Origin of the sequence: Victivallis lenta (assembly GCF_009695545.1) — a bacterium.
Taxonomy (GTDB): Bacteria; Verrucomicrobiota; Lentisphaeria; order Victivallales; family Victivallaceae; genus Victivallis; species Victivallis lenta.
In genome coordinates this window covers 16,353-43,001 of sequence record NZ_VUNS01000035.1, presented here as the reverse complement: position 1 = coordinate 43,001, position 26,649 = coordinate 16,353, and the positions used below count along the sequence as shown (strand labels likewise).

Below are 26,649 nucleotides of genomic sequence, written 5' to 3'. Positions count from 1 at the left end.
CCGGGAACAGCTGTGAAGTGGTGAAAAGCTAAAAAAAACAGAAGAAAAATAATATATTTTGAGGGTAAATATATATATTATTATTTTTTTCTGTTCTTCTCTTTTCATTCTGCTATTCACACTTTTTTCCTTCACTTTTCCCGGCATTTTGCATCTTTTTTTCCGGGAAGCCCTGGACCGTTCACATTGTTTTTTGTGAATCATTCCACGAGCCGGTATATTTTTGCCGCAGGTCTGACTGAAGAGTCATATTCTACCTGAACAGTGCCCTTTTCCTGCAGGGTTTCTGCGATTTTCTTCATGGAGTCCGCAGACTCGTGCAAAAGCCGCAGAAGTTTGCTGTGCGACAACCGGCCGCCATGCTCCTGCAGTTTGCGGATTGCTCTCTGACATTTCTCATCGAAGATGTTTTCATAGACATAGCGGTCAGCCATATACAGCATCCGCTGCGTCAGATGATCAATGAACTTCCACGCCCATCGCACGGATTTCTCCGTGATCAGCGGGTTATAGACATTGCCGCTGATGCCGTGCAGCATGGCGAGCTTGCACACCTTTTCATGAGCGCGCGCCCACAATGCCTTGGCGGCTCCTTCGTTCTGTGCTTCATAGAAGTTGTAACGCCGGTCGCATTCGAGCTGTACTTCCCGGAGCGCGGCAGTTGCCTCGGGCGTTTCCGTAATGATCAGCGGCTTTGGATACTCGTTTGTCAGATTGCCGTTCACATCGAGATTCGCGAGGTAGGTTGCCGCGCGGATCAGCGAGTCCGAAGGCGTGATCGGCTGGGGATTCCCGGCTTCGCCACGTTTGCCCGCTTCCACGATGATGCACCGGGCGACCAGCCCGTTTTCAAGCACACGCCGGGAAAGCGATTCATAGAAATACTGCGGAATCGCGGTTCCCAGCAGAACCAGATTCGGATTCACAATATGCGCGATCTCATGAACAGTGCCGTCTTTTTTCTTCGCTGATGCTTTTTTGCGCAGCGGATAGATGGTGTTGGACGCGCCATAGAACTTCAACAGTTTTTCGTTGATGGATTCCGCCCGGTTGTCTTTACTGTATTTCAAAGTATTGAAAATACAGTCGAACTCATCCGCCTGAAACAACATGGACGGGTGCATGAACAGGGCATCCTCCAGTCCTTCTCCGGAAGCAAAGGCATCGCCGATCGCCCCGGCGACTCCCGCGCGGAAGGCGATATTGAAATTCACCTTGCGCGGATGATCTTTGCCGGTTCCGCTGTCTGCCAGCGCGATGAGATAGATGTTGCTCCGATTGTCGCGCTTGTCCTGCACCTTTCGCCCGACGAGAAACGCCAGGAGCGCCAGTGCGCCGGTGAACGAAAGAACACGGTTCGGATACGGAGCCGACTGCATCGAGAGCTTGACGACATCATCAATGAATCCGGGGATCGACAACAGCTTGTCCGGCACAGGTCCGGGATTGGGAAAGAGAGGAGCCTCCTTTTCCTGCTTTTCGATCCTGTTCGGCTTCAAGATTCCGCTCAGATCCACATCGGAGTTCGCTTCCTCCCGGCGGTCGTAGCATCCGGGTTCGCGAAGTTCACGCAAGGCGCGCCAGTCATTGCCGGAACAGCCGTTGTGATGGCATTTGAATGCCACCGCCCCGGACGGTTCCTGAATCAGAACGGCGGACTTGTTGGTATGCGCCTCGTTGAACGGGCAGACGGGGAAGATCCACTTGCGTCCGCCCTTCCACGGCTGCGGAGAACCAAGTTCGGGGCAGTACTGCGCGATCCAGGAGTCCAGATCAAACGCCGGCATTGTGTGTTTCCACTCGTCATCCGGAACGTCTGTTTGAGTGTCTTCACTCTGATGCGACACAATATCCTGCATTTGCTCCTTGGATACAGGCACAATATCTTGCGGTTCTTCCAGAATCCGGGCCATACGGTGCGGACGTTCCGGGATGGAGTCGCCCTTGCAGTTCATCGTCCCGGGAAGCCGCCAGATCCGCGCCGGATTGTGAACCGACGTGTCGATCGCGACCTGTTCGGACGAGGCCTTTGCGATTTCGCCGATCACCCGGCGCACCAGCTCGCCGTCGTCCGCCGGGAGGTCGATCCGGTACATCAGCTGTGCCCCATTGCCAGAATCGGTCAACACTGGCTTGGGCCAGCCAAGGGAGGAAAGCCCGTCGCGGATCTCGCGTGCCTTGGCCAGCGCGGATTCATGTTCCGCATTCGAGCTGGACACGCCGGAGGCGCGTCTGGGATCACAGTCAATCAGAAGCCAGCGCCGCCGGACAATATCTGTGTCGGCGGTCGTCGGATTCCGCCCCGCCGGACGCAGACGGTTCACCGCGCGGGCAAGCAGATCGGGATTGACCGGATTGACCGTGACATAAACTCCGCGAAAGGAGAGCAGGCGCTTCAGCGCCTCCGGGACGGCGGAGATGTGCTCGTAATCGAAATAACCGGACTCGATATGCTCCCGCCGGTAATCGGCGCTGACCGCGTCCAGTACACGCACCTCGAACACGTCTCCGGCCTGAAACCAGAGGCGCAGAGCATGGGTGATTTCATTTGCGTCGGTCATTGCGTTCTCCATGATATTTGTCGGCGAAATACTGTTCCGTCATGAGTGTGTGCATCGTGGAAATGAATCCCACGATCAGAGCTCTGACCTGCGCCGCTGCCTTCTCCTCCGCGTCCAGCTTGGGAAATACTTCGTTTCTCAGGTAGCGTTCCAGAAGCAGAGCCTTGTGTCCAGAGTTTGCGGCAAGCAGTTTCTCAACGTCCGCGCGCGGGACAAGCCGGACGACCTGCAGTCCGCCGGGTGTCCGGATCCGTTCATAAAGCGGAACGTTTTCGGTGTGTTTTGCCAGTTCCCGGTTGGGATTGCTCCAGCCGAGAATGTTGCAGATGTCGCGGATCACGAAGTAATTTTTATCGCTCTTCCGCACAATCCGGACCGGCATTTTACGGAACTGATACGTTGTGAAAGGATTCATCGGACTCCTCATTGATGTTTTTCAAAAACCGGATCACACTTGCCGCCGTGTGGATGGCTTCCGTGATCATCGCCTTTTTCGATCCCCTGCGTTCATTGTGATTCAGGCTTGCCTGCAAAAGCTCTCCCGCTTCTTCCGTTACGATGGCCGCCTGATGAATCGGGTTTGTCGGCCAGTCGGGATGCAGTTTTTCGGCTCTCTCGACCTCGGAAAAGATTTGCGCCAGCGCGATTTCAATGTTCATGCGAGGACTCCCTGTTCTGATTTTCAAGAGACTCCGCAGCTTTCAGCAGTTTCTCCATGTGCATCCGTGCCTCGTCACGAATCGCGATGACTTTCCGGATGTAATCGTCGCAATCGGCGATGAACGACTCAAAGCACTCCCTGTAATCCCTCCCTGTCCCGTGCGGACTCAGAAGCAGGTCGTAGTTGGTCAGAAAGAACTCCGCGTCGGCATCCCCGCTCTGCGTCTTGGAAATGTGCCAGCGATTATCGGTGCTGACCAGCTCCTGACTCAGCATCTGTTCGGTGATTTTCCATTCGATTTCAGCCATTGTTCCGCTCCTTGAGCACCTCTTCGACCAGCCGCCACTCTTTCGGACAGTAGGCCGTATTCACATACCACTTGCCGTCGCGGAACAGATACACATATTCCGCCCAGTAAGCATCCTCCGCCCGGGCGAGCATTTCACCGGCGTCAGCCCAGACCCGGGGCGGACACAATTCCTCGCCATAATCCCGGTGGTAGGCGTGGCAGACATCCTGCGCATCGGGTTCAGGATCGTCGTTCGACAAACGCCCGCCCAGGCCGGAGAGATCACCGAGCGCAAACAGAGCTTCGATGCGCTCTTTCGTGTTGTAGTGTGCATTCAGGCAAACACCCGCGCCGGAAGGATACATGTCGAAGTGAACGTAAATGGAGCGGCAGCTCCGGTCGGCGGCCTCGATTGCAATGAGTCCTCGTGTAGACATGGAAATCTCCCAGGGTTAAAATGTGACAGTCGCGGTCAGTGTGGCGGCCGCAAGCCAGTATGTCATGTGTTTCCAGTCGCCGCAGCAGGCGTAAACGATCGCTGCGCCGACGTCCAGTGCGATCAGGATGATCGGGAAAATCTTTGCTGCATTCATGCTCTCTCCTCAAAATCAAGCCTCTGTCTTTTCCCCTTTCATGTCTTATGTTGAAGGTTGGATAAAATGAAAACCTGAGTTATATTACATTAGGGAAAGGCATGTGTATATGACTCTGTTATCAATAAAATCCACTCAACATTACGATTTTGTAAAATTACCCAAAACCGATTTGCATGTTCATCTGGAAGGCACACTCGAACCGGAAATGCTTTTCAAGTTTGCAGCTCGAAATCATATCTCTCTGCCATGGAAAAATCCGAAGTGCCTGTATGAAGCGTGCAAGTTTCGTGATCTTTCCGGTTTTCTCGCCGTCTATTATAAGGGGTGCGAGGTTCTAGTCACAGAACAGGACTTTTACGATCTTACGCATGCTTATCTTCAAAGAGCTTCTGCTGATGGGGTAGTCCATACAGAATTTTTCTTCAATCCACAAATTTTCCGAAAAGAAAAACTGCCTCTTCATGCTATCATGCGCGCTGTTTTCAGTGCTGTTCATGATATGCAAGAACGTATTTCCTGCCTTTACATGGGAACTGTAATGCGGACTCGTCCCGTGGAAGAGGCTTTGCAAGCACTGGATGAGCTGACTCCATGGTATCATCAGATTGCTGCCTTTGGCATGGGCGGAGCAGAAAACGGGAATCCGCCATCGCGTTTCAGACCATATTTCGATGCATGCAGAGAGCGGGGATTCCGTATCTGTGTCCATGCTGGAGAGGAAGGTCCAGCGGCATATGTCCATGAGGCTGTCGAACTCAATGTCGACCGTATTGATCATGGCAATGCCGCCATACACGATCCAGATCTGATGCAAACCCTTGTGGAAAAGCGCATCCCGCTGACAATGTGTCCCATTTCCAATCTTCGTTTGAATGTTGTCAAAAATCTCTCTGAACATCCTCTGAAGCAAATGCTTTCCCGTGGATTATGTGTGACAATCAATTCGGATGATCCCGCTTATTTCCTAGGCTATGCCAGTGATAACTGGGCAGCAGTCCATCAGGCTCTGAATCTGACGACTAATGAAATATTTCAACTGGCAATCAATGGGATTGATGCCTCATTTCTTCCAAAAGAACAAAAGGAAAAATGGCGGAATCAAATCAAAACTGCATTGTATAGTTAAGCACAAAACTGCAAAAGTAAAACCTCCATAAGCTGAATAAAATAATATTCCGACAATCAAAACGGGATATCGTCTTCAAGATCGTCAGGCGGTGCGGGGGATGTCCACGTTTCGCCGGGTTCCAGGTCCTCTCCCGGTTCTCGCATGACGGGACGCTCTTTTAACCGGAAGCCCGTTACACGCTCGAAACGTTCTCCCGCGATCGTTTTAACGGTGATGCTCTCAGGAGCCGCCAGAAGCCCCTCGTTGGCCAGCGAAACGGCTTCCCGCGCGCTCCTCGGCATCGGGCAGCCGAGCGCGGCGCGTTCGTGCCACCATTTCTCGAACTTGCCGCGGGCATAGCCGGTATGTTCCGGGCAGACCCATTCCGATTTGAACTCGTTGAAGCCGACCTGATAATCCACCCGCATGGTTTTGGGGGCGTCGGGATCGGCACCCCGTTTTTCGTGGACGCAGTAATACACATCCAGCACCTCGTAATCGGTATAATCCACCTGTCCGGAAATCACACCGGCGGACGATGCCGTCTGCGTCATCTTGTCATTGTTTTCCTTCGGCGGAAACACATACCCGCATTCAGGACACGCCGTATATCCGGCGTGGATGAGCGCGAGGCATTGCGGACACTTCTTCGCCGGGGCATCACCGCCTTTCCCGGAGCCGGGCTCTTTGACCTTGATCATGTCGAGCGGACCGTGCCGCAGAATGTTGCCCCCGTAGTCCAAAAAAAGGCACGAACTTTTTCCGGTTTCCGGACTGAGGCGCGTCCCGCGTCCAGCGCACTGAATCAGCAATCCCGGCGAATTCGTCGGGCGGAGCATTACAACGCAATCCGTGTTCGGCGCATCGAAGCCAGTCGTAAGGACGTTGACGTTCGCCAGAAACTTGAGCGGGGGCTTCGGTGTTCCGAAAAGATCCGCCGGGATGAATTCCCCCTTGAACCGGGCGATGATTTCAGCCCGTTCGGCAGGCGACGTATCACCGGTCACGATCGCACACTCCTTGCCGGAAAACGCCTGGATTTTTTCCGCAACATGCTTGCAATGATCCACCGAAGCGGTGAAAATCAGCACAGACTTGCGGTCACGGGTCAGTTCCACAATCTCCCTGCAGGCGGATGTCACCAGCGCCTCGTTGTCCATTGCTGCGGCGACCTCGTCGCTGATGAACTCACCGCCACGGATGTGCAGGTTTGCCAGATTCGCCTCCGCGCGGCCCGCCCGGGAAATCAGCGGGGAAAGATACCCCTGCTGAATCATTTCCTTGAGTCCCGCTTCATAGCAGATCTCGTTCAGGATGTTCTCCGGCTTGCAGATGAGCCCGCCCTTGAGCCGGAAGGGTGTTGCCGTCAGCCCGATCACCCGGACGTGTGGGTTGATGATCTTCATATCGGCCAGAAAGGTTCGGTACATACCATCTCCTTCGCTACTGATTGCATGGGCCTCATCTACAACCACAAGATCGAAGGCATCCAGCTCGCAAGCCTTGTTGTATACGCTTTGAATTCCGGCGACAATGACCTGCTCCGTGGTGTCGCGGCTCCTGAGTCCGGCGGAATAGATGCCGATCTTCAACTCCGGGCAGAGTTTGCGGATCTTGTCGGCATTCTGTTCCAGCAATTCCTTGACATGGGCAAGGATCAGCACGCGTCCATTCCATTTTTCCACGGAATCCTTTGCGATCTGAGCGAGAACCAGACTTTTGCCCGTATTGTGATGGACTACAAAGTTTCCATCAACATACAAATGGTCACCGTCCAGTTCAAATCCATAAAAATCATCCTCCGATAAGATTTCTACCGAGAAACCTGTACGAAGTACATTTTTCTTTTGCTGGCGAACATGAAAGACATGCCGTTTTCTACGGCATGGGATCGGCGACAAATCGCCGGAAATATGCACCCGGTAGTACCAGCCACCGGCTCCGGTCTGACAGGCGCAATATTTCTCATGACAGTTCGCCATGAATCCAAGACTTCTTGCAAGAAAAACAATATCACCGGCAAGTTCCCGGGATTGTGTGGTGATTTCCAAACAATGACCGTCGAAAAAGCCGTCACTGTCAAGAAGTCCAGCCAGCAATTGCAATCTGTCGGATCGGGAAGCGGTCAAATATTCCTTGGGAATGAACTTGTTATGAGCGCAATGCCCGCGCAAACCCAGCTGGTGCAGTATTTCAAAGAGAGGATTTTTCGCTCCCTTTGCAACGACAGCATAGTATGTCGGCACATTCCGGTCATTTTCGGTAACACGGACTGAACAGCCGATACTTTCTGCATATCGACTGAATTCATCACCAAGTTCCTCTTCCGCGCTGGTCAATCCGATGGCGTTAGTCATTATCCCATCGCCGAGGAGCAATCCCAGAATGTGCGGCGGAATCGGTAAGTTCTTCGGGATTGAAAAGTTCACCGGAACGCGATAGAGTTTCCTCAAATGCCTCCATGATTTCGATTTTGTCAGATACTCCCGGACAGTTATGTTGGTAATTTCGCCCCCTTTCTGGTAACAAGTGAAATCGCCTTTCCCTTCGTTTGTGCTGACCAGAGACAGAATGTGATTCATATTAACCACAAATGGTTCGCCCTTGATTGGCGTAATCCGTGCCATAGGTTCACGTCCGCGAGCCAGAGCAAGCACATGCCGAGGGGTTGAGTCTGCGCCCATGATGATATCACCAACCGATATGTCCTGTACTTTCCGGACAGTTCCGTCATACATCAAAATTGGGTGATCTTTTGCGTGACAGCCCGTGGGCAACACAACGCATGGGTTGTTGTCTTTTGTGCGGAGATGCTCGTAAACAGCCTCAACCGCCTCGGACTGATACGGTCGAGGAACGATCATTTCAGCCCTCCGAATTCCGTATGCCCGCCTTGATCAGGTCAAAGGCAAGCTGTGTTTTGATTTGCTCGAGACGCTGTCTGTCAATCTTCAGGATTTTCCGGATCGCGCCGTCTTTGTAGCCGTTCATATAGAGGAAACAGACCAGTCGCCGGGTATCGTCGGTGATGTTCTTCACGAATTCCTGGACGATTTGCCTGCGTCGTCCGCCGTTCTGTCTTCGTTCTTCCATTCTGAAATCCTTATATAAGCCATTCCGTCCGGAGGCATCGGTTCGCGTTTGATGACGGTCAGCTTGCAGATCTGACTGTCGTCATTGTAAAGCCCGGCATGTGTGAAGGTGTCCAGGAGACACTTCAGAGAGTTGTCCACATCCCGGCGTCGATTGTCCGGCGGATACAGTTCAATGAACAGCTCCACCGGACCGGCAAATCCCCGTGTATGATCCTGCCGGAAACGTGCAACCACACGCTCCCGGAACTTCCGCCCGTCACGGGAGATCAGCACCCTCGGACCGACATGCCGATAGTAATGATTCACGCTGGGCGGCCACGGCAGTTCCAGTTCCAATGTCATTTCCTTGCCCATGGGGGCGCGGAGTTCGCACCGCTCTGCGGAGGCGGCGTCGCGGGCTTGGCTGCGGCAACGCCGGAAAGAGACGTTCGCGGACCGTAGCCCTTGATCTCGTTGACGATCTCGTCATCCTGATTCTTTTTGCAGCGCACGGTGATTGTGAGCGGAAGATTGTGCAGTTCCACCGAATCACGCGGCTGAAGCACATTCACCGCTCGGCAGATGGCGGAGAGATCCGCCCGGGCGATCCGAACCGCGTCCGCGTTCGCATTTTCCAGATTCAGCCGCGCCCAGACCTTCCTGTTCTTGTATTCACCCTCGATGATCTCGAATTCCAGCTGGAGATACTGCCCGTTTCCCGTCTTAGTGGGCTTCATTTCCGATTCGGTGATGACAGCCTGGTATTTCCCGGCCGGAATCGGATCATAACCGGTCGATGGTTCGACTTCGTTCGCGTTGAAATTGATTGTGGACATTTGTGTTTCCTTCCATGTTATGCCATGCAATGGCAGTGGTGATTGAATGCTGTAATTTTCGGCGGTTCCGGGGGCGGTTTGCTTACCGCGACAGCCGGAGTGCCGGGACACTGGATGTGTTCGTGATACTCAACAGGCGAATACTCATCCCGCACAGCACGGAACGGTTCCCCAACCTGGATCATTCCGCCGCAGACGTCACACACCAGCGGACGATTTGCCGTCCGGATTTTTTCGTGCATTTTTTGTCACCTCGAAAGCCTTTCTTTCCTTGAATTCCTCCTGCTTGCCCTTATTCCAGTTCGTCACGGGCCGAAAATACCCGCAGACGCGACTGAAGACCTCGCAGATGGCTCCGCACTTACTCATGATGGTTCTCCTCGATTTTTGTGTATGCCTCAATGAATGCCTGCCACGAGAGCGGAATTTCCGACGGCAGACCGTAACGGTTCTTCGCGATGCAGGCGGGGCTTCCCACCGTGCGGATGATGCGTTCCCCGCCATCCGCGCCGATGGGAGCGGCGATCGCGCGTTCTCCGTTGAATCCGGCGTTTTCCTTCGTCACCCGGAACTTCTTGTTCGCGAACAGAACGGCGTCGACCCATTCCGCGATCAGGCTCGCAGCGTGCTTGTGAAGACGCGGTGTGTAGCGATCGTAGGCGGCGTTTTCCGGATCTTCGAACCGTTCGACCTTCGCATGGGCGACCAGAATGACCATCATTCCGCGCTTGTCACGCAGTTCCTGAAGCAGGCTGATGACCTTGCGCCAGTGAGTCAGCGCATGGGTATATCCCCTGCCGTAGCCGCCATCGGCTTTTTCGATGGAACGGACACCGAATTCGCGGCATACCTCGTCGAAGATGAGGCGCTCGAGCCAGTCAACGGAATCCACAACGACGGACTGGAACTCGTGAGCTTCGTCCCGAAGCGCGGTCAGTTCTGCGATCACCTCGGAAAGCGAATGTGCAAGCGGGAATTTCCGGCAGTCGATTTCGCCGAGACCGTCTTCGGTCTGGATGAAGATCGCTCCCGGCGCGGATGCTCCAAACGTTGACTTCCCCACGCCTTCGCTGCCGTAAATCATGATTCGAGGCGGCTTGTTTTCCCGCCCGGTTTGAATGTTGTCAAGCATGCTCATAATCTGTTTCCTTTCCTCTTTTCAGCAGTTTGCCAATTCAATCTGAAGTGCTTTCACCAGTTTGCGGATTTGTATCTCATTCATCCGGGCATGAATGTTTGCCATGATGGAATGCACCAACTCCGTATCCGCATCGAGTTCGCTCTTTTCCTGCGGTCGCCTTGAACACATGGTTTCCTCATTGTTATTCATTGTCATGTTCTCCTGGTAAAATCTCTGTAATCAGTTTGCCAATTTCTGTGGAAAGTTCCTCGCTCAAGGTATTGCGTTCCTGAAGAGAATAACCGATTTCCGGATATTCCTGAACTTCCCGTTCAAGACGTATCTTCATTATCTTGGTAATGCTGACCCTGAGTGCTTCAAGGCGGGATTCCTTCACATCCTGCAGTGAGGCTCCAGCAAGAGAGGGATCTTTCCCCATCTTTTCCTGCTGCTTTTTTTTCATTGTGGAATTGTATGCTTTGTTAATAGACATTTTTCCAGCCAAGACCGCAGCTTTTGTGGTATCGGAAGCATGATCATTCACTGTTCGAATACGTTCCACTTTTGCCCTGGAAATTCCCAGAAGATCGGCTGTTTGTTCTGCCGATTTCCCTTTGGAATGAGCCTCACCTGAGGCTGATTTTCCTGGACGCCCCGAATTCTTTCTTTTATCCAGCTCCTTGATACAGTTCAGCAGTTCGCCATCAGTCAGGTTTCTCCGATGACTCTGAGCTTTGATGGCATACTGGAGAGCCTCTTCTTCTGAAGCAAATTCCTTTAAAGTGATTGGAACCTTGTTCAGATGAATTTTCTGTGCGGCGGCAAGACGGGTATGTCCATCCACTACTGTGACTTTGTGACCGGCCCAGATGATGATCGGATGGGCAAAATCAAATCCGTTCTGCTTCATATCCTCCGCGATCTCGTTCAGGACACTTTCCTTGATCGGAAAGAGATCTTTGAAAGGCGATGCGGTGTGGATCGCGATGGTCGGCATCAGAGAAATTTTCTCTTCCATCATTTCACCTCGGGGAGCTCTTCGCTGTTGTTCCAGCGGAATACGGAGAGGTCGCGGCCTTTCAGAAACGCATTCCAGGCCTTGATGTAGAATGCCAGAGTTTCCCGAACCGTCAGCTTGTTTTTGCTAATGCGATTATCAATCAGCTTGCTGCGAAGCGTCATGATCGGATGCCCGGTATAAAGATTTTCTCCGGTCTTGACCAGCTTGATGAACTCTTCCGCTTTCTGAGGATTTTTCTTCAGAAAGAGATAGAAACAGAATCCCATATGGGACTTCACGAAATGATGCGCGCCGCATTCCGCAACCGCTGCGGCATGTTCAAGCAAATCCCGGTTCTCGTCATAATACGGTTCCAGAACCGAATTACGGGTTTCCGTCTTTGCCGAACTTGAACGCATTTGCCGATCAAAGTTCTCGTAAATCCAGGCGAATTTTGTGATCATTGCCGCCGTGGTCGGGTGCTGGGATCCCTTGATTTTCAGGAGGTGATGAAAAAGTCTGGTGACTCCGCTGTCGATGGAGCCGACGGCTTCCTTCCTGACATTGTAGACAACGATCATTGTGACGGTGACTCCGGATTCAATGATCGCCCAGAGGCGATGCTGTCCGTCAAGAATCGTTCCATCCTCTGCGATTTTGATGGTTTCCCCGTTCTGTTCCCAGGCTCCGGAGGCCATGTCATTGGCATAGCGGGTAACGTTCAGCTGGCTGATATTCCGGTTCATGGTGTTGCGTTCCAGCATTTGGGCCGCCATATCCGGAGTGATGTCAAGCGTTTTTGTGATTATTTTCTTCATGATTTTCACCTTTCCTGTTTGCTGTTTTTTGAATTCAGAGTGTGTCAATGATACGGAGATCTTCATATCCGGTCGGCCAGACTCCGGAGATGCAGCAGGCCCGGAAGCGCTCCAGGGCGCTTTTGTTGGAAAGTTCCGCCAGATCCAGCAGTTCATCCGTCAGTTTCCAGACCCCGGCGGAAAACGGTTCATTCTTTTCCACCGCAATGATGTGGACGGGGAAGTTTTTGCCGGTCACAATCCGGAGAATCGCCCGGTAAAACGCGAGCTGCTGGATATAGCCATAGCGACGGCAGTCCGACTCGAACCAGCGGAGACTGTCGCAGGTTTTCAGATCAACAAGTCCGGACTTCATACTGAACCAATCCATCCGGATCTGGCAGGGAACGGAACAATACTCTGCCCGAACCACACCTTCCGCGATTCCGTCCGCCAGCAGTTCCGACGCGAGCGGGTGCAGCCAGACGCCGCGCTGCAGTTTCAGGAGAAAGCTGAAGTCCTTTCCGGAAATGATTTCGCGCTCCTGAGTCGCCGCCCATTCCGCAAACGCCTTGGTGTTGCGCCCGTAGGATTCGCCGGTCCGGGGATTGATCGGGCCGTCGGTCACAACATATTCGCGGTCAAAGGCGTTCCGTCCCTCCAGAATCAGGCAGTGCGCCGCACGTCCCATGACGAATGCGGAAGATTCGCTTTCCGTGATTTCCCCGGAAACTTTCCTGCGGTAGAGAGCCGGGGATTCCCGGAAGTCGGCCAGGAGGTGGCTCGACATAAATTCTCCGCTGCGACTGCGGGCGTGATATTCGTCCGCCGGTTCATGGATGATGAAATTCGTGTTGTTCATTTTTATCCTTTCGAGTTGAATGTGTAAGCACTCAGTACATATGCAGAAAAATCGAAAACGTTCACGGTTTTTCCTATTTTTTTAACCCTGCGAGGGTAAAAATTTCTCGCAATTCCGCGATCTGGTGTTTGTAGAGGGTTCCCACCGGAATGTTGATGCGCTGGGCGATCTGTCTGATGGAGAATCCATCCATGAGCATTTCGCAAATTTCCTTCTGCTCGGGAGAGAGATTTTGCAGAACGCTTTGAACATCAAAGATCAGAATCGCCTTTTCAAGGCCATCCCAAGTCAGGAAATCCTGCATTTCCATTGTCAACTCCAGGGAGGTTCGTGCCACGATGGAACGCCGGGAGAAAAGTTTGCGGCGGATTTCCTTCAATGAGACCTCCAGGATCACCCGGCAGAATTTATTCAGCGAACTTCTCGCGGACTGGAAACGCGGGAGTTTCCGAGCCAGAGCGATCCACAATTCCTGTTCCAGATCCTTCTCACTGTTCGCAAGCATGGGATACTGTCTGATGGTGGTAGCGACGAGGTAAGCAACGGACTCCCGGACGTATGCGTTTGCATACACATCTTCAAATTTAACATTCGGCATTTCTGCGCTCCTGATGGTTTCGCCCGTCGCACCATTGCGTCGGGTTCGACCAGTCAGGAAAATTTCACGAAAAAACGACAGAAATTTCTTTTGATTCCATATCTCATTGGTTATCAACGAAATAAAAAATTAAAATTTCAAAAATCGATTTCACGAAAAAACGACAAATGAAATTTTTCCCATTTCAGAAGCAAAAAAAATCCGCACTCAGCATCAATGGCTGAATGCGGATATCCAGTGAAAAAACAATTGGCAGATTACTTCATTACCCGTCTCCCGTAAGCGTAAGCAGCTCCGGGATTATTGGCGGCATCGAAAAGAGCTTTGAGTTCCATATCTTTTTTCAAGGCTCGGTTAACCATGACGGAACTGACATTGGCTGCTGCCGCCAGCTCATTTTGCCGAATCCCGGCAAAACGAGGATCCTTCCCGGAACGTTCTGCTTGTGAGAACTCTGAATAAACTCCGCACATAAATTGTCGCAGCTCAGCTTTCAGTTTGATGATGACATCGCCGATCTTGCTGTTTTTCCCGGAAGAAAGTTTTCGAGAGGAGGTTCCCGAAACGGTCGGAGTCATGCCCTGACTATGGAGACAAGACGTCTCAAAAACGATCTTTCCATCCTCAATTCTTTCAAGCTGTGAAAAACAAAATACCTGATCGGAGGGAAAAGAACCAAGTTTGCATGGCAGAGGAGAATCTCCCAGCACCAGCAAAATCGGAGTTTTTCCCTTCGGGAGATGTCCCAGTATTTCCGAGTTGCGTTCCGTATTGATTCCAGCACATGCAAAAATCTCACGAGACTGCCCGCTAACCGGAGCCCGGCCCAGAGACCACAATGCATTCGTGACGATTTCATTCACCAACCCCGCACAATTCAATGCCTTGCGTGCAGATTCAAATACCGGGGTGAAATCAACTCTCCAAACTGCTTTTTCCTCTGGAAGAAGTTCATAGGGACCACATTCCGGGCAATCCGCGCAAAGCTGGATTTCATCGCCGGAATCTCTGATTGATATGGGAATGAACGTTCCACATCCACGACAGCGAACAAACTTGTCAATCGGTCTTTTTTGCAGTATTCCAAGCTGGTTCCATTCTTCCGGAACCAGATGGTTAACTTCCAGCCCGTAATAGTCCAAGTCGATGTTCTCCGCTACATTTCCAAAAGCCAACAGGGTTTCAAAAGAGGTTTGGCTGTACATCGATTCCATTCTCCTGAATAAAATATTCTCCAATTTTTCTCAGTTCATCGGCATTGCTCTTCAAGGTGCAACTGTTCCGTGTCAATTCGATCGTCATTCGCCGTTTGCAGTTGTTCCATTCAATTTCCAGAATGATTCTGACAAATTTAATTACGATCACATTCAAAGGCACATTTTCCCGATTCAGATCATGTTCCATTACGGAGTAGATTTCATCATCCCGGACAACATCATCCAGGCTCATTCGGTGGGTCCGCCGCTTGCCGGCCCCCTGATAATTGAATTCAAGGCAGGAGATCCATGCCCGGGTAATTCCAACATGAGGCAACGCGATCGGAATGTTCTTCCGGTATTTGAGCCGTTCAATGTCAAACGCACTCTTCAGGATCTGTTTGTCCACCAGATGATAGCCGAGAATTGTATCGCAGAAAATCTTCTGTAGAACCATGGCAATTTTAGTGCCTCCAAGATTATAGGTGTCCAGCGTCCCGAAATGCATATCATAGGCAAAGACCATATTGATGACTCGGGTTTCATTTTTTCTTTCCAGCTCGGAATTCTGTTCACTCCATGCTTCATAGCTGTTTGCATAGTCGCTCAGATAAACAAAGTAGTAATGCAGATCCCCTGTTCTTTTCTGGTATTCGATCAGGTATTTTTTCCCTCGAACCTGCTTATGCCAGAAGAATGCGGAAATCTGACGTCCTAAGTCCTCACATGCGTTCCGGTCTGTTCGCGGAGTCTGTTTCGGAAGATTCGGGCAGCGGCACCAGTGGCGGCCGGGAAGATTGTCCACCTGCAGAAACGTGCAGGCTTTTTCCCAGAGAGTCCGATGATGTAAATAGATATGAAAAGCCATGTCGTAACGGTTTTTGAATTGCTGAATTTCAGAATTGAATTCCCCGTCCTGCGTCTTTGCTTCGTCCAGCAACCGCAGTATCACAGCTTCATTTCCCGCAAGATTGAAGACATTGCGCATGACAATTTCCACTTTTCTGAGGAGTCCTTCCGGGAGTGTTCGAAAGGCATCCTGAATTTCATAGAGTTTGTCTTTTTCAAAGTTCAGACATTCCAGGCATCTATGTTCCGTGAAAAACTCTTTCAACACAGATCTGGAAGTCTGCCGGATCACAGTCATCGGATTATATGCTCTCATGGAACTACTCCTTTCTTTGTCCATATACTTTATTTGTTGACTTTTCCTCTTTGAAGGATAAATTATCATATGGTATGGGGAATAATGCTCCCCATACTAAAAAAAATTAAAAAAAATTTGAATCGAGGGAAACATGGTTGTCAGTGAACATCGGCTGAAACGAATGATTCGCATTGTGGATATGATGCGGAAACAGCAATATCCCAACTATACAAAAATCAGAAGAGCTTTTGAACAAGCCACTTTTGATACGACAGAAACCATGGTTCTTACTTGTGATCGAAAAACAATCTGGCAGGATCTGAAAATCCTCAAGGAAGAGTTTCATTGTCCCTGGGAATATGACCGCAGCCGCCACGGATATTATCTGAAAGATATTCATTGGGATTTTGCTTATCCGGCTTACCTAAGCGAATCGCAGATGATGGCGATGCTGGTAGGACGGCGGATTTCCGAAAATATATTCCCTGAACCGTTGAAGAGTGACATTTGCAGTGCGGTGGATTATCTATTGAACGTAGCCAATCCGGATCTGCAGAAATGTTCATTCGTTTCACAAATGAAATTTTTCTCTGCCAGGACAGGCAATGTTGATCCTGCGATTTTTAAACCAGTTTACCAGGCATGGCGGGATCATTTTCTTCTGCATATTGTATATCGCGATTATCAAGGAAACGCCTCGGTGCGAGACATTGAACCTCATGCGCTTTTTTTCCGTAATAACAACTGGTATATCTACGCGCGCGCATGTAATGCAGATGAACCACGAAATTTTATGATCCATCGGATTCAAAGGGCTGAGGTTATCCAGAAAACGTTTGAACCGGATCCGGAAATTTACAACAATATCCGCTTTACCTTAACTCCGGTGAAAGACGTGGTGTTGCGTTTTCATAAAGACATTCATGATTCCATTTTTTCCAATCCATTCCATGAAAATCAGGAAATCATCTGGGATACCGATGATCCCATGTTCAAGCTGATAAAAATTCCAGTGGCACCGCAGGAAATCCTGGTGCAACGAATACTGGAACAAAGTGGGAAGTTGACTGTCGTGAAACCTGACAGCTTGAAGGAAAAGGTTATAGAGGCTGCCCGAAATGTGATAAACGCACACTCCTGCTGATAAATCAGAATTCTGTATCTATTGCGTGCAACCGCGAAAATGTGGTTGCACGCATTTTTTTTGTAAAAAAATCGAAAAACCGTGAACGTTTTCCATTTTCCTGCATATGTACTGGTTGTAAAAAAACTGCACGAAAGGAAATGCGGATATGGAATATGGCAGCATTTGCAGTGGAGTTGAGGCGGCAACGCTCGCCTGGCGCCCTCTAGGCTGGAAAGCTGTTTTTTTTGCCGAGGTTGAGCCATTCCCATCAGCGGTGCTGTGTCATCGATTCAAAGCGACTCGTCCATTGCGACCGCTTGATCCGGCAATGGCAGACAACGAGAAGGAGCGGAAAACACGGGAATTGTGGAGACGTCAGATCGCAGCTCTTCCGGAGGACGGGACGATTCCAAATTTCGGAGATTTCACCCTAATAAAAAAAGAGGATGTAAATGAAGATATCGACCTGCTCGTCGGGGGGACCCCCTGCCAGGATCTCTCAATCGCAGGGAAACGACTGGGATTTGAAGGTCAGCGAAGCGTGCTCGCTCTCGACTTTGTACGACTGTGTTTTGAGCTTGGAGTCCGCTGGGTTGTGTGGGAAAATGTCCCCGCTGCTCTTTCCAGCCGCCGAGGTGAGGATTTCGGACGATTTGTTTCCCTGCTCTGTGGATGGAATATCCCGGTCCCTGAAAGCGGATGGAGAAAATGCGGAATCGTCACTCCGGCTCCGGGAGGATTCGGAGTGGCATGGAGAGTACTTGACTCTCAATTTACCCGAGTGGAACAATTTCCGAGGGCAATCCCGCAGCGCCGGAAGCGTCTCTTCCTTATCGGATATTCTGGTCAGTGGAAATATCCCGCCAAGGTACTATTTGACGGTGAAATGTGCGGAGGGGATACTCCGCCGCGCCGCACGAAGAGGCAAAACGCTTCCGCCGGTTCTGAAGGAGGCTCTGCTTCGACAGACTGGTGGGACGGTTCCCAGAAGGCGGGCACACTGACGCGGACGAGTGATCAGCAGTTCATGCCGGACAAGGGGCGTCTCCAATGTGTGATTGAACAGGCCGGAACGGATTTTCTTTGCTATGAAAACCATGCTCCCGATTCCCGTATAAAATCGGTCGAAGTGTCACAATCCATCGTTGCCCGCATGGGGACAGGCGGGAACAATCTTCCGCTCCTGCAGGAAGTTCCACGGGAACCGGAAACAGTCATCGGCTTCATTAAAAACGATGCGGGAGGTGATCTGCAGGGATTCTGGAATGAGGTTTTCCCTACGATGCGCACGGAAGTGACACCTGCGGTAGCTCGTGAAGAATGTTTTCACGTTTCCTTCTGCGATGCGAACGGCAGACGGAAAGATCGCCCGAACGGCGGTCTTTATGTGACAGAGGCGAAAGCGGGAAAAACAGTTACGGCAGGCGGTCCCGGCGCGGAAACCGTCATTGTCGAAGCAATCGCACTTGATGGAGACAAAATGAAGCCCGGTGAACGTTCCGGGGGATCGGGTATGGGGGTTTCTGAAGAAGGTGTGATGTATACGCAGACCGCCGGAGATGTGCATGGAGTCGCCTATACGCCATCCGGAAAACCGACAGTTCGCAAACTGCTTCCCCTCGAATGCGAGCGCTTGATGGGGTTTCCCGACAATCACACGCGAATTCCCTGGAATGGTAAATCCGAGGAGGAATGTCCTGATGCGCCCAGATACAAAGCCTGCGGTAACTCCATGGCAGTAAACTGTATGATGTGGATCGGGGAACGGATTCAGAAGGTGGAAGAGGAAATTTTGCACGGACGAGAAAATTATATCACAGCAGAAACCGCAAAATCAGCCTCACGTGAGGCTGATTTCAAACAAACGGAGGAAATCAATGAGTGAAGCTGATGTGGAATGCCTGGAGTGTTCGGCGCAATATGCCGAGTTGGCTGACCGGTATCGCAAACTGAAGAAAAAGGTCCGCAGAATGCGGAAGGCGTTTGCGGCAATTGAGTGCGCGCTTCTCAACAAATGCGATCATCATGCGGAGTTCATCATCGGCGAATGTGAATCCTATCGCGGGAAGTATGAACCGGAGTGCTGCCATGCCGGAAAATGAAACACTGGAAGAGGCAATCCGGCGGAATGCCTCAGGGCCGAAGTCTGCTGAAGTGGACGGACAGAAGGTCGAGCAGCATTCCCTTGCCGATCAGATTGCGGCAGATGAATATCTCGCGTCGAAAAAGGCCCTAAAATCCCTGACTTCCGGCCTGAAGATAACCAAATTGTGCCATTCAGGGGCGTGAGGATCCATCGATGTTCAACAGACTCAAATCTATTTTTCGGAGCAGAACCCCTCCGAAGCAGCTTGTCCGTGCCCGGTTTGATGCGGCGCAGACGACGCGGGACAACTGGCGCCACTGGTCGGCGGCGGATCATCTGTCGGCGGACATGGAGGCCGCGCCGGAAGTGCGCAGGACGCTGCGGATGCGCTCGCGCTACGAAGTTGCCAACAATTCCTACGCCAGAGGACTGGTGCAGATGCTCGCAAACGACACCATCGGCACGGGGCCGCGACTGCAGATGCTATCCGCCGACGAGACGTTCAACGATGCTGTGGAAACGGCATTCATGCGCTGGTCGGATGCCGTTCGTCTTGCTCCGAAACTCCGGACGATGCGAATGGCCCGCTGTCAGGATGGCGAAGCGTTTGCCGTGCTGGCAACGAATCCAAAAATCCGCCACGGTGTGAAACTGGACCTGCAGTTGATCGAGGCGGATCGTGTTTCCGGTGAACTGCGCTGGTTCGAAGATGATACCAGTGTCGACGGGATCTCGTATGACCGCTGGGGAAATCCGACGGACTACCGGGTTTTGAAGTACCATCCCGGGGACATCCGGTATATGCCGGGGGACGATGCGATCCACATTCCGGCGGAATACATGATTCATATTTACCGTCAGGACCGTCCGGGATTGCATCGAGGAGTTCCCGAGATCACACCGGCACTGCCGCTGTTTGCCCAACTGCGCAGATACAATCTGGCCGTGCTTTCAGCGGCGGAGGCCGCGGCGGATTTTGCGGCGATTCTCTACACGGACGCTCCGCCGAACGGCGAATCGGATGAAGTCGAGCCCATGGATGCCATTCCGCTGGAACGGAACATGATGCTGACGGTTCCGGCCGGGTGGAAAATGGGGCAGCTCGACCCCAAACAGCCGGCGGCGAACCATGCGGAGTTCGTGAAGATCATTCTGAGCGAAATCGCCCGTTGTGTGGTGACGACCTACGGCACGCTGGCGGGAGATTTTTCCGGGCACAACTACGCCAGCGGCAGACTGGACAACCAGATTTACCATAAAAGCATTCTTGTCGACCGGTCGTTCTGGGAAACGGAAGTTCTGAACCGGATTTTTGAGGTGTGGTTCCGGGAATACCGCCTGACAGCGGGCGGACGAGTGGTGGACGAGCGGCACACATGGTTCTGGGACGGTTTCCCGCATGTCGATCCGTCGAAGGAAGCCACCGCCCAGGAAACCCGGCTGACGAACAACACAACGACTCTTGCGGCAGAGTGTGCCAAGGACGGACGGGATTACTTGTCCGTTCTGCGGCAGCGGGCAAAAGAGATCAAACTGATGAAGGAGCTTGGCATCCCGATCAGTTCCGAGTCCCCGGAATCCCCGAAATCACCGGAAGAGCAAACCGAACCGGATGACGGTTCAGAACCCAGAGAGGATATATGAGTGAATTCACGCTGATAGAAGCGTCAAACGGCGCGAAACCGAAAGTGGCCGGAGTTGCCTACTCCGGCGGGAAAATGAATCTGCCGGGGTGGCGACATCCTGTTGTGGTCGATCTTGCCGGAATGGAGATTCCCGAAAGCGTCCCGCTTTTGACCAATCACGAGAACAAGACGGACAGCCGGATCGGACTCATTTCTGCCGCAGTTCGGAACAATGCCCTGGAGATCACCGGAGAGATCGTCTCCGACAGCAGGGATGCGGCCGATATCATCGCGCAGGGCAAGGCAGGAGCGGACTGGCAGCTGAGCATCGGTGCGGATGTGAAAGAGTGCGAGCTGGTCAAAGGCAGCCGCGAGGTGAATGGTCAGGAAGTCGAAGGCCCGTTCTACCATATCAAAAAATCGACGCTGCGGGAGGTTTCCGTTGTTGCCGTGGGCGCGGATGCTCACACCAATATGAAAGTGAATGCGAAATTCAACCTTGTCAACCAGGAAGGAGAAACTATGAACAACAAGTCCGAAACGAAGAGTGTTTCCGCCGTGAGCGCCCCGAATGCGAATGACGCTGTACCTCCGGAGAAAAAGCCGGAACCGGAACAGAAGCCCGGCAATCCGGCAAACAAGCCCGGCGAACCGGAAAAGAAACCCGATAACGCGGCAAAGAAGCCCGGACAGGCGGCTGCGGAGGCGACACCGCCCGCGATTCAGGCCTCCGCCGGGGATGTGGCGGCGACCGCCCGTGAAGCGGCTCAGAACGCAGTCAAAGCCGAACGTGAACGCATCAGTGCGATTCAGGCGATCTGCGACGGTGAATTCCCGGAAATTGAACGGGAGGCGATTGCCGGAGGCTGGACGCCGGAAGTGGTGACGAAGAAGGTGCTCGAAACGATCCGGGCCGAACGTCCCGCCGCCAATGTCAATATCAGCGTGAAGACCGCTCCGGAAGGCGGAGAGTTGCGCAAGACCATCGAAGCGGCAATGTGTCTCCGGGTCGGAGTGAGCGCCGAGCAGCTGGAGAAATCCTATGGGGCCAAAACGGTGGAAGCGGGGATGGCCGAAATGGACATGCCGCTGAAGCAGCTCCTGATCGAATGTATGAAACTCGACGGCATTCCTTACAGCCGCGGCTTCGACAATGAAACGATCCGTGCGGCGTTCTCGAGTGTTTCGCTTCCGGGGATCCTGAGCAACGTGGCGAACAAGAAACTCCTGCAGAGCTACGAGGCCCAGCCGATCATCGCCATGAAGCTGTGTTCCACGGGCGACCTCAACGACTTCAAGGAGAACGACCGCTTCCGCCTGACGGATGTGGGCGACCTGCTTCCGATTGCCGCCGACGGCGAGATCAAGGACGGCGGACTGATCGAAGAGAGCGCGAAAAATCAGCTCGACACCTACGGGAAAAAGTTCTGCCTGACGCGCAAAATGATCATCAACGATGATTTGAGCTCGTTTATGAAAGTGCCGACGGCAATGGGCAACCGGGCGGCGCGACTGATCGATCAGCTGTTTTTCAGCCGGCTTCTCTCGAATCCGGCGCAGGCGGACGGCAAGGCGCTGTTCAGCACGAATCACAAAAACCTGCTCTCCGGCGCAAGTTCGGCGCTGAGTTCCGATTCGCTCAAAAAGGCGATCCAGCTCTTCCTGGATCAGGTGGATGCCGATGGTCAGCCGATCTCGGTGGAACCGAAATATCTGCTGGTTCCGACTGCGCTCAAGCATCTCGCGATCGAACTGACGCAGGGGGCGACCCTCATCATGAGCGGCACGGACAACGCGGTTCGTCCGGCGCTGAATGTGCTTTCCGATGAAAATCTTCAGGTGATCAGTTCGCCGTACCTCGGCAACAGCGCCTACGAGGGATCCAGCCAGACCGGGTGGTATCTCTTCGGCGACCCGAAAACGGTCGATACCTGGGAGATCGGCTTCCTGAAAGGGAAGCGCACGCCGACCGTTGAGCGCGGCGAGACGGACTTCAACACCCTCGGTCTCTGGTTCCGTGTGTATTTCGATCTTGGCGTTCGCGAGCAGGATCACCGCGGCATGGTCAAAGCCAACGGGGCCGCGTAAGCAGTTAACCTTCAACCTCAAATTCAAGGAGATTTTTTACAATGCTTGCACGCTATGTTCAGAAGGGTGACGCCATTGATTACCGTCCGGCGGAGGCGGTTGCCGCAGGAGATGTGGTCATCATCGCGGATCTGATCGGGATCGCCCGGCTCGATATCGAAGCCAATACCCTCGGCAGTCTTGCAGTGGTCGGAGTGTTCGATGTTGTGAAAGCGGACGGCGCGATTCCTTCCGGCTCGACGGTCTACTGGGACGCGGGAGCGAAGAAGGCGACCACGGTCAGCGGATCGAACCACTACCTCGGCAAGGCCATTGCGGCTGCGGAGGCGGCCGACGATACGGTTCGTGTGCTTCTCAACGCCCCGTACAGCCTCGCGACGACCTTTGCCGCAGGCGATCCGATCACGGATCTGACCGACAATTCGGGCGGAACTCCGTCCGACACGATTCCCGTTCTCTCCTGTGAAAGCGGGTGTGACTGCAAACACGCGATTGCCTCGCTGACGAAGAAAACCAACACGATTCTTGCCGCACTCCGCGCGGTCGGCATCATCGCCAGCGAATAATGGGACTGCTGGAAAACGCAGCCGAATGGCTGGAATCCCAGCGGATCCGGGAGCTCTCGATTCCGATTGTCTACCAGCGCCGGGGTGGCGAAACGTTGAACATCCCGGCGACGCCGGGGCGGACGCTGTTCCGTGCGGAAAATGAATACGGCGTGACCATCCGGACGGAGACGCGCGATTTTCTGATCGCGGCGGAGGATCTGCCGGATGATCCGGAGCGCGGAGATGTGATTCTCCATGCCGGACTCCGCTATGAAGTTCTTGCGCCGAACGGCGAGCCGGTCTGGCGCTGGTCCGGAACCGGGCGGATTCTGCGGAGAATTCACACAAAGGAAATCGGAGGTGCATGATGCCTGATACCCCGGATCATCGCGACTTGTGGCATGAACTCAATCAGGCGCGGCTGGATATCGCGGAACTGCGGGGAATGCTGAGTATGCATTTCTCCGAAGGACAGCATCACTATCCGCCGTGCAAACCTGCGGCGGATCTGCAGAAAACGATGCTTTCATCGCTGGCGGCGGCGCTGATCGCGCTGCTCGCGGCGGTTGGCAATATCATCATGGAATTCATACGGAGGTGAAGAGTGAGCGACATTCTGAACCTGGCGCGCGCGGTCGCGGAGGAACTCAGGGAATATAAAGCCGAGCTGCTTTATTTCCCGGAGTTTGAACTGCGTGATCTGGATGATCTGCGGATTGTTGTTGTTCCGGCCGGAACACAGTATAAGACACTTTCCCGCGCGGCACATGAAGAACTGCCGAAAGTGCAGATCGGCATATTGAAAAGATGCACGGAAGATGAGCTTGATGGAATGCTGTGCTTTGCGGAAAAACTCGGACTCGGCTTCCTGAACCGGAAACTTGCCGGAGGAACCTGTGTTTCGGTCATCTACAACCCCATCTACAGTCCGGAGCATTTGCGTGAGCGGGGGCAGTTCACCAGCGTCATTGAACTCGTATTCAAAGTGTTGAAACCGTGAAATGCCGAATTGAATTTGACGACAGGCGGATCCTGCTTGCCGTTCAAGGCGGCAATATAACAGCACTGCGGCGCGCGGGAGCTTACATCCGGAAATCCGCCCGCAACCGGGTTTCACAGAGTCAGAAGGCATCCATGCCCGGCACACCGCCGAACACCCGGCGCGGACTTCTGAAGCAATCGCTGCTGTTCGGTGTGGAAAAACAGCGTCAGTCCGTTGTAATCGGACCGGCGGAATCCTTCATCGGAACAGCGATGACTGCGCATGAATTCGGCGGAATTTACCGCAAACGGCGCTATCCCAGACGGCCGCTCATGGGTCCGACTCTGGAAAAGACGCTTCCGAAACTCCCGGCACTCTGGGAAAATTCTGTCAAAAAATAAAGAGGAGATTTTTTATGGCTATTGTACTGGGCCTTGATGCAATTCTGATGCGCGGCCCCGCCGGTTCGACCGGCTCGACCGAGGTCAAAAACGTCAAGGATTTGACTTTGAATCTTGAGTCAGGCGAGGCTGATGTCACGACGCGGGCCACGAAGGGGTGGCGTGCTTCGGTCGCGACTTTGAAAGAGGCGTCGCTTGAGTTCAACATTCTCTATGACACGGAGGATGAGGACTACAACGCCTTTGCCGACGCCTACTTCAACAACACACCGATGGCGTTGTTTGTCACGGACGGCAACGGAACCGGTCTTGACGCGGACTTCTCCATCACCGGATTTTCGATTGAACAGCCTCTGGAGGAAGCGCTTTCGGTGAGCGTCACCGCCAAACCGACCGCCTCGGAACGTGCGCCCCAGTGGACCAAGGGAAGCGGAGGCGGTGTCGGCGGATAAGAGCATCCGTTTCCCCGTATGCAGGCAATCAATCATCCAAGGAGCAACTGACACATGAAAACATTCACGGACAATACCGGCCGAACCTGGACGCTCTCGGTCACGGTCGGCACGATCAAACGGGTGCGCGCCCTCTGCGGTGTGGATCTGGCAAACATCATCACCATGGAGAGCGGGAAAACGCCGAACGTCGGACTGCTGGAACGTCTTGCGGCCGATCCCGTTCTTCTGGTCGATGTGCTTTTTGCGGTTTGCAAGCCCGAGGCGGATGCAAAAGGAATTACCGATGAGGAATTCGGCCGTGCCATGGCAGGCGACGCCATTGAGCTTGCCGCGACGGCTCTGCTGGACGAGATCATTGATTTTTTCCCCGAGGCGAAGCGAAAGGTGTTCCGGAAGATCCTCGATGCAAGCCGCCGCTTCGAGGCGCGAAGCAAGCAGGCGCTGACGGAACTTCTCGAGGATCCGGCATTCGACGAAAAAATCGATCAGGCCCTCAATCAATTGACGATCTTATCCTCCGTCTCGCCGGAATCGCCGGAGTCAATCCCGACCCCCTGACGCTTCGGGAACTCGCCGCCCTCGCGGATGCGCGGGGGCGCTTTGAATGGGAGCAGACTGCAAGCCTGATGGCGCTCATCGTCAACCTGATGCGCGATCCGAAGAAGAACAAGGCGGTAAAGGCGGAAGATTTCAACCCGTATACAGTGAAAGAAAAGGCCTTCCTGAAAGCGCCACTTTCCGTTCTGCGGGACGTCTTTGTCAAAAAGTGATTTTCTGCCTGTTCTTCCGGCAAAAATAGGCAGAAAATCTGTCGAGTGGGCAGAAACAATCAGGCAAGAGCCAGTTGTGGAATAGCGGCGATTTCCTTTTCTGATTGTGCCGCCGCGACACAGAGATCGTAATTGGCCTGAAGATTGATCCAGAACTCCGGACCAGTCCCGAAATACTTGCCGAGCCGCAATGCGGTATCCGCAGTAATTGCCCGGGATCCCTTGACAATGGCATTGATCCTTGGAGTCGGAACATGAATGTCCATCGCCAGCTTGTTCTGGCTGATGTTCATCGGTTTCAAGAACTCTTCCGCGAGAATCTCGCCGGGATGAATAAGATTTTCTGTTCGGATCATGATTCACCTCCTTAATGGTAATCAACGATTTCCACATCATACGCATGGCCGTCATGCCACGTGAAACAGATACGCCATTGAAGATTGATTCGGATGCTGTATTGTCCTTCGCGGTCCCCATGCAATGCTTCAAAATGATTGCTTGGAGGAATCCGCAAAGTCTCCAGTACGACAACTGCGTCAAGCATATCCAGTTTCCGCAATGCAATCCGTTCAAATGCTTTGAATCTGCGGCTTCGCCCGCTTGCTTTCAACTGTTCCGTCTCTTTGCATTTGAAACTTTTTATCATGTGGAAACCCCTTTCTTCATGGCACAATATATATCTTTTCGCGTTAAACGCAAGGCGTAAAATCAAAAAAGGCAGAA

35 protein-coding genes are annotated in these 26,649 nt (G+C 52.8%); 14 read left to right on the top strand and 21 right to left on the bottom strand.

The window, feature by feature from the left end; translation table 11 throughout:
• Nucleotides 1-200: 200 nt before the first annotated feature.
• Genes FYJ85_RS20545 through FYJ85_RS20520 form a run of 6 tightly spaced genes read right to left on the bottom strand, consistent with a single transcriptional unit; the run spans nt 201 to nt 4,104 of the window.
• Nucleotides 201-2,561, bottom strand: coding sequence for a hypothetical protein (locus FYJ85_RS20545; protein WP_154420592.1), 2,361 nt, complete (start codon nt 2,559-2,561; stop codon nt 201-203).
• On the bottom strand, nt 2,545-2,976 hold the full coding sequence (locus FYJ85_RS20540) for a BRO-N domain-containing protein (RefSeq protein WP_206213354.1): 432 nt from the start codon (nt 2,974-2,976) through the stop codon (nt 2,545-2,547). The genes FYJ85_RS20545 and FYJ85_RS20540 overlap by 17 nt, the downstream gene beginning before the upstream one ends.
• Nucleotides 2,945-3,220, bottom strand: a complete 276-nt coding sequence (locus FYJ85_RS20535) for a hypothetical protein (protein ID WP_154420590.1) — start codon at nt 3,218-3,220, stop codon at nt 2,945-2,947. The genes FYJ85_RS20540 and FYJ85_RS20535 overlap by 32 nt, the downstream gene beginning before the upstream one ends.
• On the bottom strand, nt 3,210-3,530 hold the full coding sequence (locus FYJ85_RS20530) for a hypothetical protein (RefSeq protein ID WP_154420589.1): 321 nt from the start codon (nt 3,528-3,530) through the stop codon (nt 3,210-3,212). Before FYJ85_RS20530 ends, FYJ85_RS20535 begins: the two co-directional genes overlap by 11 nt.
• Nucleotides 3,523-3,948 (bottom strand): hypothetical protein, encoded by a 426-nt coding sequence (locus FYJ85_RS20525; protein WP_154420588.1) that lies wholly within the window; start codon nt 3,946-3,948, stop codon nt 3,523-3,525. Before FYJ85_RS20525 ends, FYJ85_RS20530 begins: the two co-directional genes overlap by 8 nt.
• Before the next feature lie 15 nt (nt 3,949-3,963).
• A complete protein-coding gene (locus FYJ85_RS20520) occupies nt 3,964-4,104 on the bottom strand; it encodes a hypothetical protein (RefSeq protein WP_154420587.1) in 141 nt (46 codons plus the stop codon).
• A gap of 109 nt (nt 4,105-4,213) precedes the next feature.
• On the opposite strand from FYJ85_RS20520, the gene add reads away from it, so the two are divergent.
• Nucleotides 4,214-5,233, top strand: a complete 1,020-nt coding sequence (add, locus tag FYJ85_RS20515) for an adenosine deaminase (protein ID WP_154420586.1) — start codon at nt 4,214-4,216, stop codon at nt 5,231-5,233.
• Nucleotides 5,234-5,289: 56 nt separating this feature from the next.
• Here add and FYJ85_RS20510 read toward each other — a convergent pair whose 3' ends face one another.
• The 13 genes from FYJ85_RS20510 to FYJ85_RS20450 form a co-directional block, all read right to left on the bottom strand.
• Nucleotides 5,290-8,079, bottom strand: coding sequence for a DEAD/DEAH box helicase family protein (locus FYJ85_RS20510; protein ID WP_154420585.1), 2,790 nt, complete (start codon nt 8,077-8,079; stop codon nt 5,290-5,292).
• Nucleotide 8,080: 1 nt separating this feature from the next.
• Entirely contained in the window at nt 8,081-8,254 is a 174-nt protein-coding gene (locus FYJ85_RS20505; RefSeq protein WP_154420584.1) for a hypothetical protein, read from the bottom strand.
• Nucleotides 8,251-8,652: a RusA family crossover junction endodeoxyribonuclease gene (locus FYJ85_RS20500; RefSeq protein ID WP_154420583.1), complete on the bottom strand. Its 402-nt coding sequence runs from the start codon at nt 8,650-8,652 to the stop codon at nt 8,251-8,253. The genes FYJ85_RS20505 and FYJ85_RS20500 overlap by 4 nt, the downstream gene beginning before the upstream one ends.
• Complete coding sequence (locus tag FYJ85_RS20495) at nt 8,649-9,125, bottom strand: DUF669 domain-containing protein (RefSeq protein WP_154420582.1); 477 nt, start codon at nt 9,123-9,125, stop codon at nt 8,649-8,651. Before FYJ85_RS20495 ends, FYJ85_RS20500 begins: the two co-directional genes overlap by 4 nt.
• A gap of 198 nt (nt 9,126-9,323) precedes the next feature.
• On the bottom strand, nt 9,324-9,527 hold the full coding sequence (gene nrdD, locus FYJ85_RS23380; protein WP_235903250.1) for an anaerobic ribonucleoside-triphosphate reductase: 204 nt from the start codon (nt 9,525-9,527) through the stop codon (nt 9,324-9,326).
• A complete protein-coding gene (locus FYJ85_RS20485; protein ID WP_206213353.1) occupies nt 9,487-10,263 on the bottom strand; it encodes an ATP-binding protein in 777 nt (258 codons plus the stop codon). The genes nrdD and FYJ85_RS20485 overlap by 41 nt, the downstream gene beginning before the upstream one ends.
• A gap of 21 nt (nt 10,264-10,284) precedes the next feature.
• A complete protein-coding gene (locus tag FYJ85_RS20480; RefSeq protein ID WP_154420580.1) occupies nt 10,285-10,455 on the bottom strand; it encodes a hypothetical protein in 171 nt (56 codons plus the stop codon).
• The gene (locus FYJ85_RS20475; RefSeq protein WP_154420579.1) at nt 10,448-11,266 is read right to left on the bottom strand and encodes a ParB/RepB/Spo0J family partition protein; all 819 of its coding nucleotides are present in this window, start codon (nt 11,264-11,266) and stop codon (nt 10,448-10,450) included. Before FYJ85_RS20475 ends, FYJ85_RS20480 begins: the two co-directional genes overlap by 8 nt.
• The gene (locus tag FYJ85_RS20470) at nt 11,263-12,063 is read right to left on the bottom strand and encodes a ParB N-terminal domain-containing protein (RefSeq protein WP_154420578.1); all 801 of its coding nucleotides are present in this window, start codon (nt 12,061-12,063) and stop codon (nt 11,263-11,265) included. Before FYJ85_RS20470 ends, FYJ85_RS20475 begins: the two co-directional genes overlap by 4 nt.
• A gap of 34 nt (nt 12,064-12,097) precedes the next feature.
• On the bottom strand, nt 12,098-12,904 hold the full coding sequence (locus FYJ85_RS20465) for a PD-(D/E)XK nuclease-like domain-containing protein (RefSeq protein ID WP_154420577.1): 807 nt from the start codon (nt 12,902-12,904) through the stop codon (nt 12,098-12,100).
• Nucleotides 12,905-12,977: 73 nt separating this feature from the next.
• Nucleotides 12,978-13,502 carry an RNA polymerase sigma factor gene (locus tag FYJ85_RS20460; RefSeq protein WP_154420576.1) on the bottom strand — a complete coding sequence of 175 codons (525 nt, stop codon included), beginning with the start codon at nt 13,500-13,502 and terminating at the stop codon, nt 12,978-12,980.
• A gap of 257 nt (nt 13,503-13,759) precedes the next feature.
• A complete protein-coding gene (locus tag FYJ85_RS20455) occupies nt 13,760-14,707 on the bottom strand; it encodes a hypothetical protein (protein WP_154420575.1) in 948 nt (315 codons plus the stop codon).
• The gene (locus tag FYJ85_RS20450; protein ID WP_154420574.1) at nt 14,685-15,863 is read right to left on the bottom strand and encodes a hypothetical protein; all 1,179 of its coding nucleotides are present in this window, start codon (nt 15,861-15,863) and stop codon (nt 14,685-14,687) included. Before FYJ85_RS20450 ends, FYJ85_RS20455 begins: the two co-directional genes overlap by 23 nt.
• Nucleotides 15,864-15,996: 133 nt before the next feature.
• On the opposite strand from FYJ85_RS20450, the gene FYJ85_RS20445 reads away from it, so the two are divergent.
• From FYJ85_RS20445 to FYJ85_RS20385, 13 genes are all read left to right on the top strand, one after another.
• The gene (locus FYJ85_RS20445) at nt 15,997-16,989 is read left to right on the top strand and encodes a helix-turn-helix transcriptional regulator (RefSeq protein WP_154420573.1); all 993 of its coding nucleotides are present in this window, start codon (nt 15,997-15,999) and stop codon (nt 16,987-16,989) included.
• A gap of 148 nt (nt 16,990-17,137) precedes the next feature.
• On the top strand, nt 17,138-18,856 hold the full coding sequence (locus FYJ85_RS20440) for a DNA cytosine methyltransferase (protein ID WP_154420572.1): 1,719 nt from the start codon (nt 17,138-17,140) through the stop codon (nt 18,854-18,856).
• The gene (locus FYJ85_RS20435; RefSeq protein WP_154420571.1) at nt 18,849-19,073 is read left to right on the top strand and encodes a hypothetical protein; all 225 of its coding nucleotides are present in this window, start codon (nt 18,849-18,851) and stop codon (nt 19,071-19,073) included. Before FYJ85_RS20440 ends, FYJ85_RS20435 begins: the two co-directional genes overlap by 8 nt.
• The gene (locus FYJ85_RS20430; protein WP_154420570.1) at nt 19,060-19,260 is read left to right on the top strand and encodes a hypothetical protein; all 201 of its coding nucleotides are present in this window, start codon (nt 19,060-19,062) and stop codon (nt 19,258-19,260) included. Before FYJ85_RS20435 ends, FYJ85_RS20430 begins: the two co-directional genes overlap by 14 nt.
• A gap of 10 nt (nt 19,261-19,270) precedes the next feature.
• Complete coding sequence (locus FYJ85_RS20425) at nt 19,271-20,701, top strand: phage portal protein (protein ID WP_154420569.1); 1,431 nt, start codon at nt 19,271-19,273, stop codon at nt 20,699-20,701.
• On the top strand, nt 20,698-22,770 hold the full coding sequence (locus tag FYJ85_RS20420) for a phage major capsid protein (protein ID WP_154420568.1): 2,073 nt from the start codon (nt 20,698-20,700) through the stop codon (nt 22,768-22,770). The genes FYJ85_RS20425 and FYJ85_RS20420 overlap by 4 nt, the downstream gene beginning before the upstream one ends.
• Nucleotides 22,771-22,811: 41 nt before the next feature.
• Nucleotides 22,812-23,336, top strand: a complete 525-nt coding sequence (locus tag FYJ85_RS20415; protein ID WP_154420567.1) for a DUF2190 family protein — start codon at nt 22,812-22,814, stop codon at nt 23,334-23,336.
• Nucleotides 23,336-23,686 (top strand): hypothetical protein, encoded by a 351-nt coding sequence (locus FYJ85_RS20410; protein WP_154420566.1) that lies wholly within the window; start codon nt 23,336-23,338, stop codon nt 23,684-23,686. The genes FYJ85_RS20415 and FYJ85_RS20410 overlap by 1 nt, the downstream gene beginning before the upstream one ends.
• Nucleotides 23,683-23,919, top strand: coding sequence for a hypothetical protein (locus FYJ85_RS20405; protein ID WP_154420565.1), 237 nt, complete (start codon nt 23,683-23,685; stop codon nt 23,917-23,919). The genes FYJ85_RS20410 and FYJ85_RS20405 overlap by 4 nt, the downstream gene beginning before the upstream one ends.
• Nucleotides 23,920-23,922: 3 nt before the next feature.
• Nucleotides 23,923-24,318: a hypothetical protein gene (locus FYJ85_RS20400; RefSeq protein ID WP_154420564.1), complete on the top strand. Its 396-nt coding sequence runs from the start codon at nt 23,923-23,925 to the stop codon at nt 24,316-24,318.
• A 397-nt stretch (nt 24,319-24,715) separates the two neighbouring features.
• The gene (locus FYJ85_RS20395) at nt 24,716-25,153 is read left to right on the top strand and encodes a phage tail tube protein (RefSeq protein ID WP_154420563.1); all 438 of its coding nucleotides are present in this window, start codon (nt 24,716-24,718) and stop codon (nt 25,151-25,153) included.
• Between the two features lie 54 nt (nt 25,154-25,207).
• Nucleotides 25,208-25,714, top strand: coding sequence for a hypothetical protein (locus FYJ85_RS20390; protein ID WP_154420562.1), 507 nt, complete (start codon nt 25,208-25,210; stop codon nt 25,712-25,714).
• Between the two features lie 68 nt (nt 25,715-25,782).
• Nucleotides 25,783-25,926, top strand: coding sequence for a hypothetical protein (locus FYJ85_RS20385; RefSeq protein ID WP_154420561.1), 144 nt, complete (start codon nt 25,783-25,785; stop codon nt 25,924-25,926).
• Nucleotides 25,927-25,985: 59 nt separating this feature from the next.
• On the opposite strand, the gene FYJ85_RS20380 is transcribed toward FYJ85_RS20385, so the two are convergent.
• The gene (locus FYJ85_RS20380) at nt 25,986-26,282 is read right to left on the bottom strand and encodes a HigA family addiction module antitoxin (RefSeq protein ID WP_154420560.1); all 297 of its coding nucleotides are present in this window, start codon (nt 26,280-26,282) and stop codon (nt 25,986-25,988) included.
• A gap of 11 nt (nt 26,283-26,293) precedes the next feature.
• On the bottom strand, nt 26,294-26,572 hold the full coding sequence (locus FYJ85_RS20375; protein WP_154420559.1) for a type II toxin-antitoxin system RelE/ParE family toxin: 279 nt from the start codon (nt 26,570-26,572) through the stop codon (nt 26,294-26,296).
• Nucleotides 26,573-26,649: the final 77 nt, after the last annotated feature.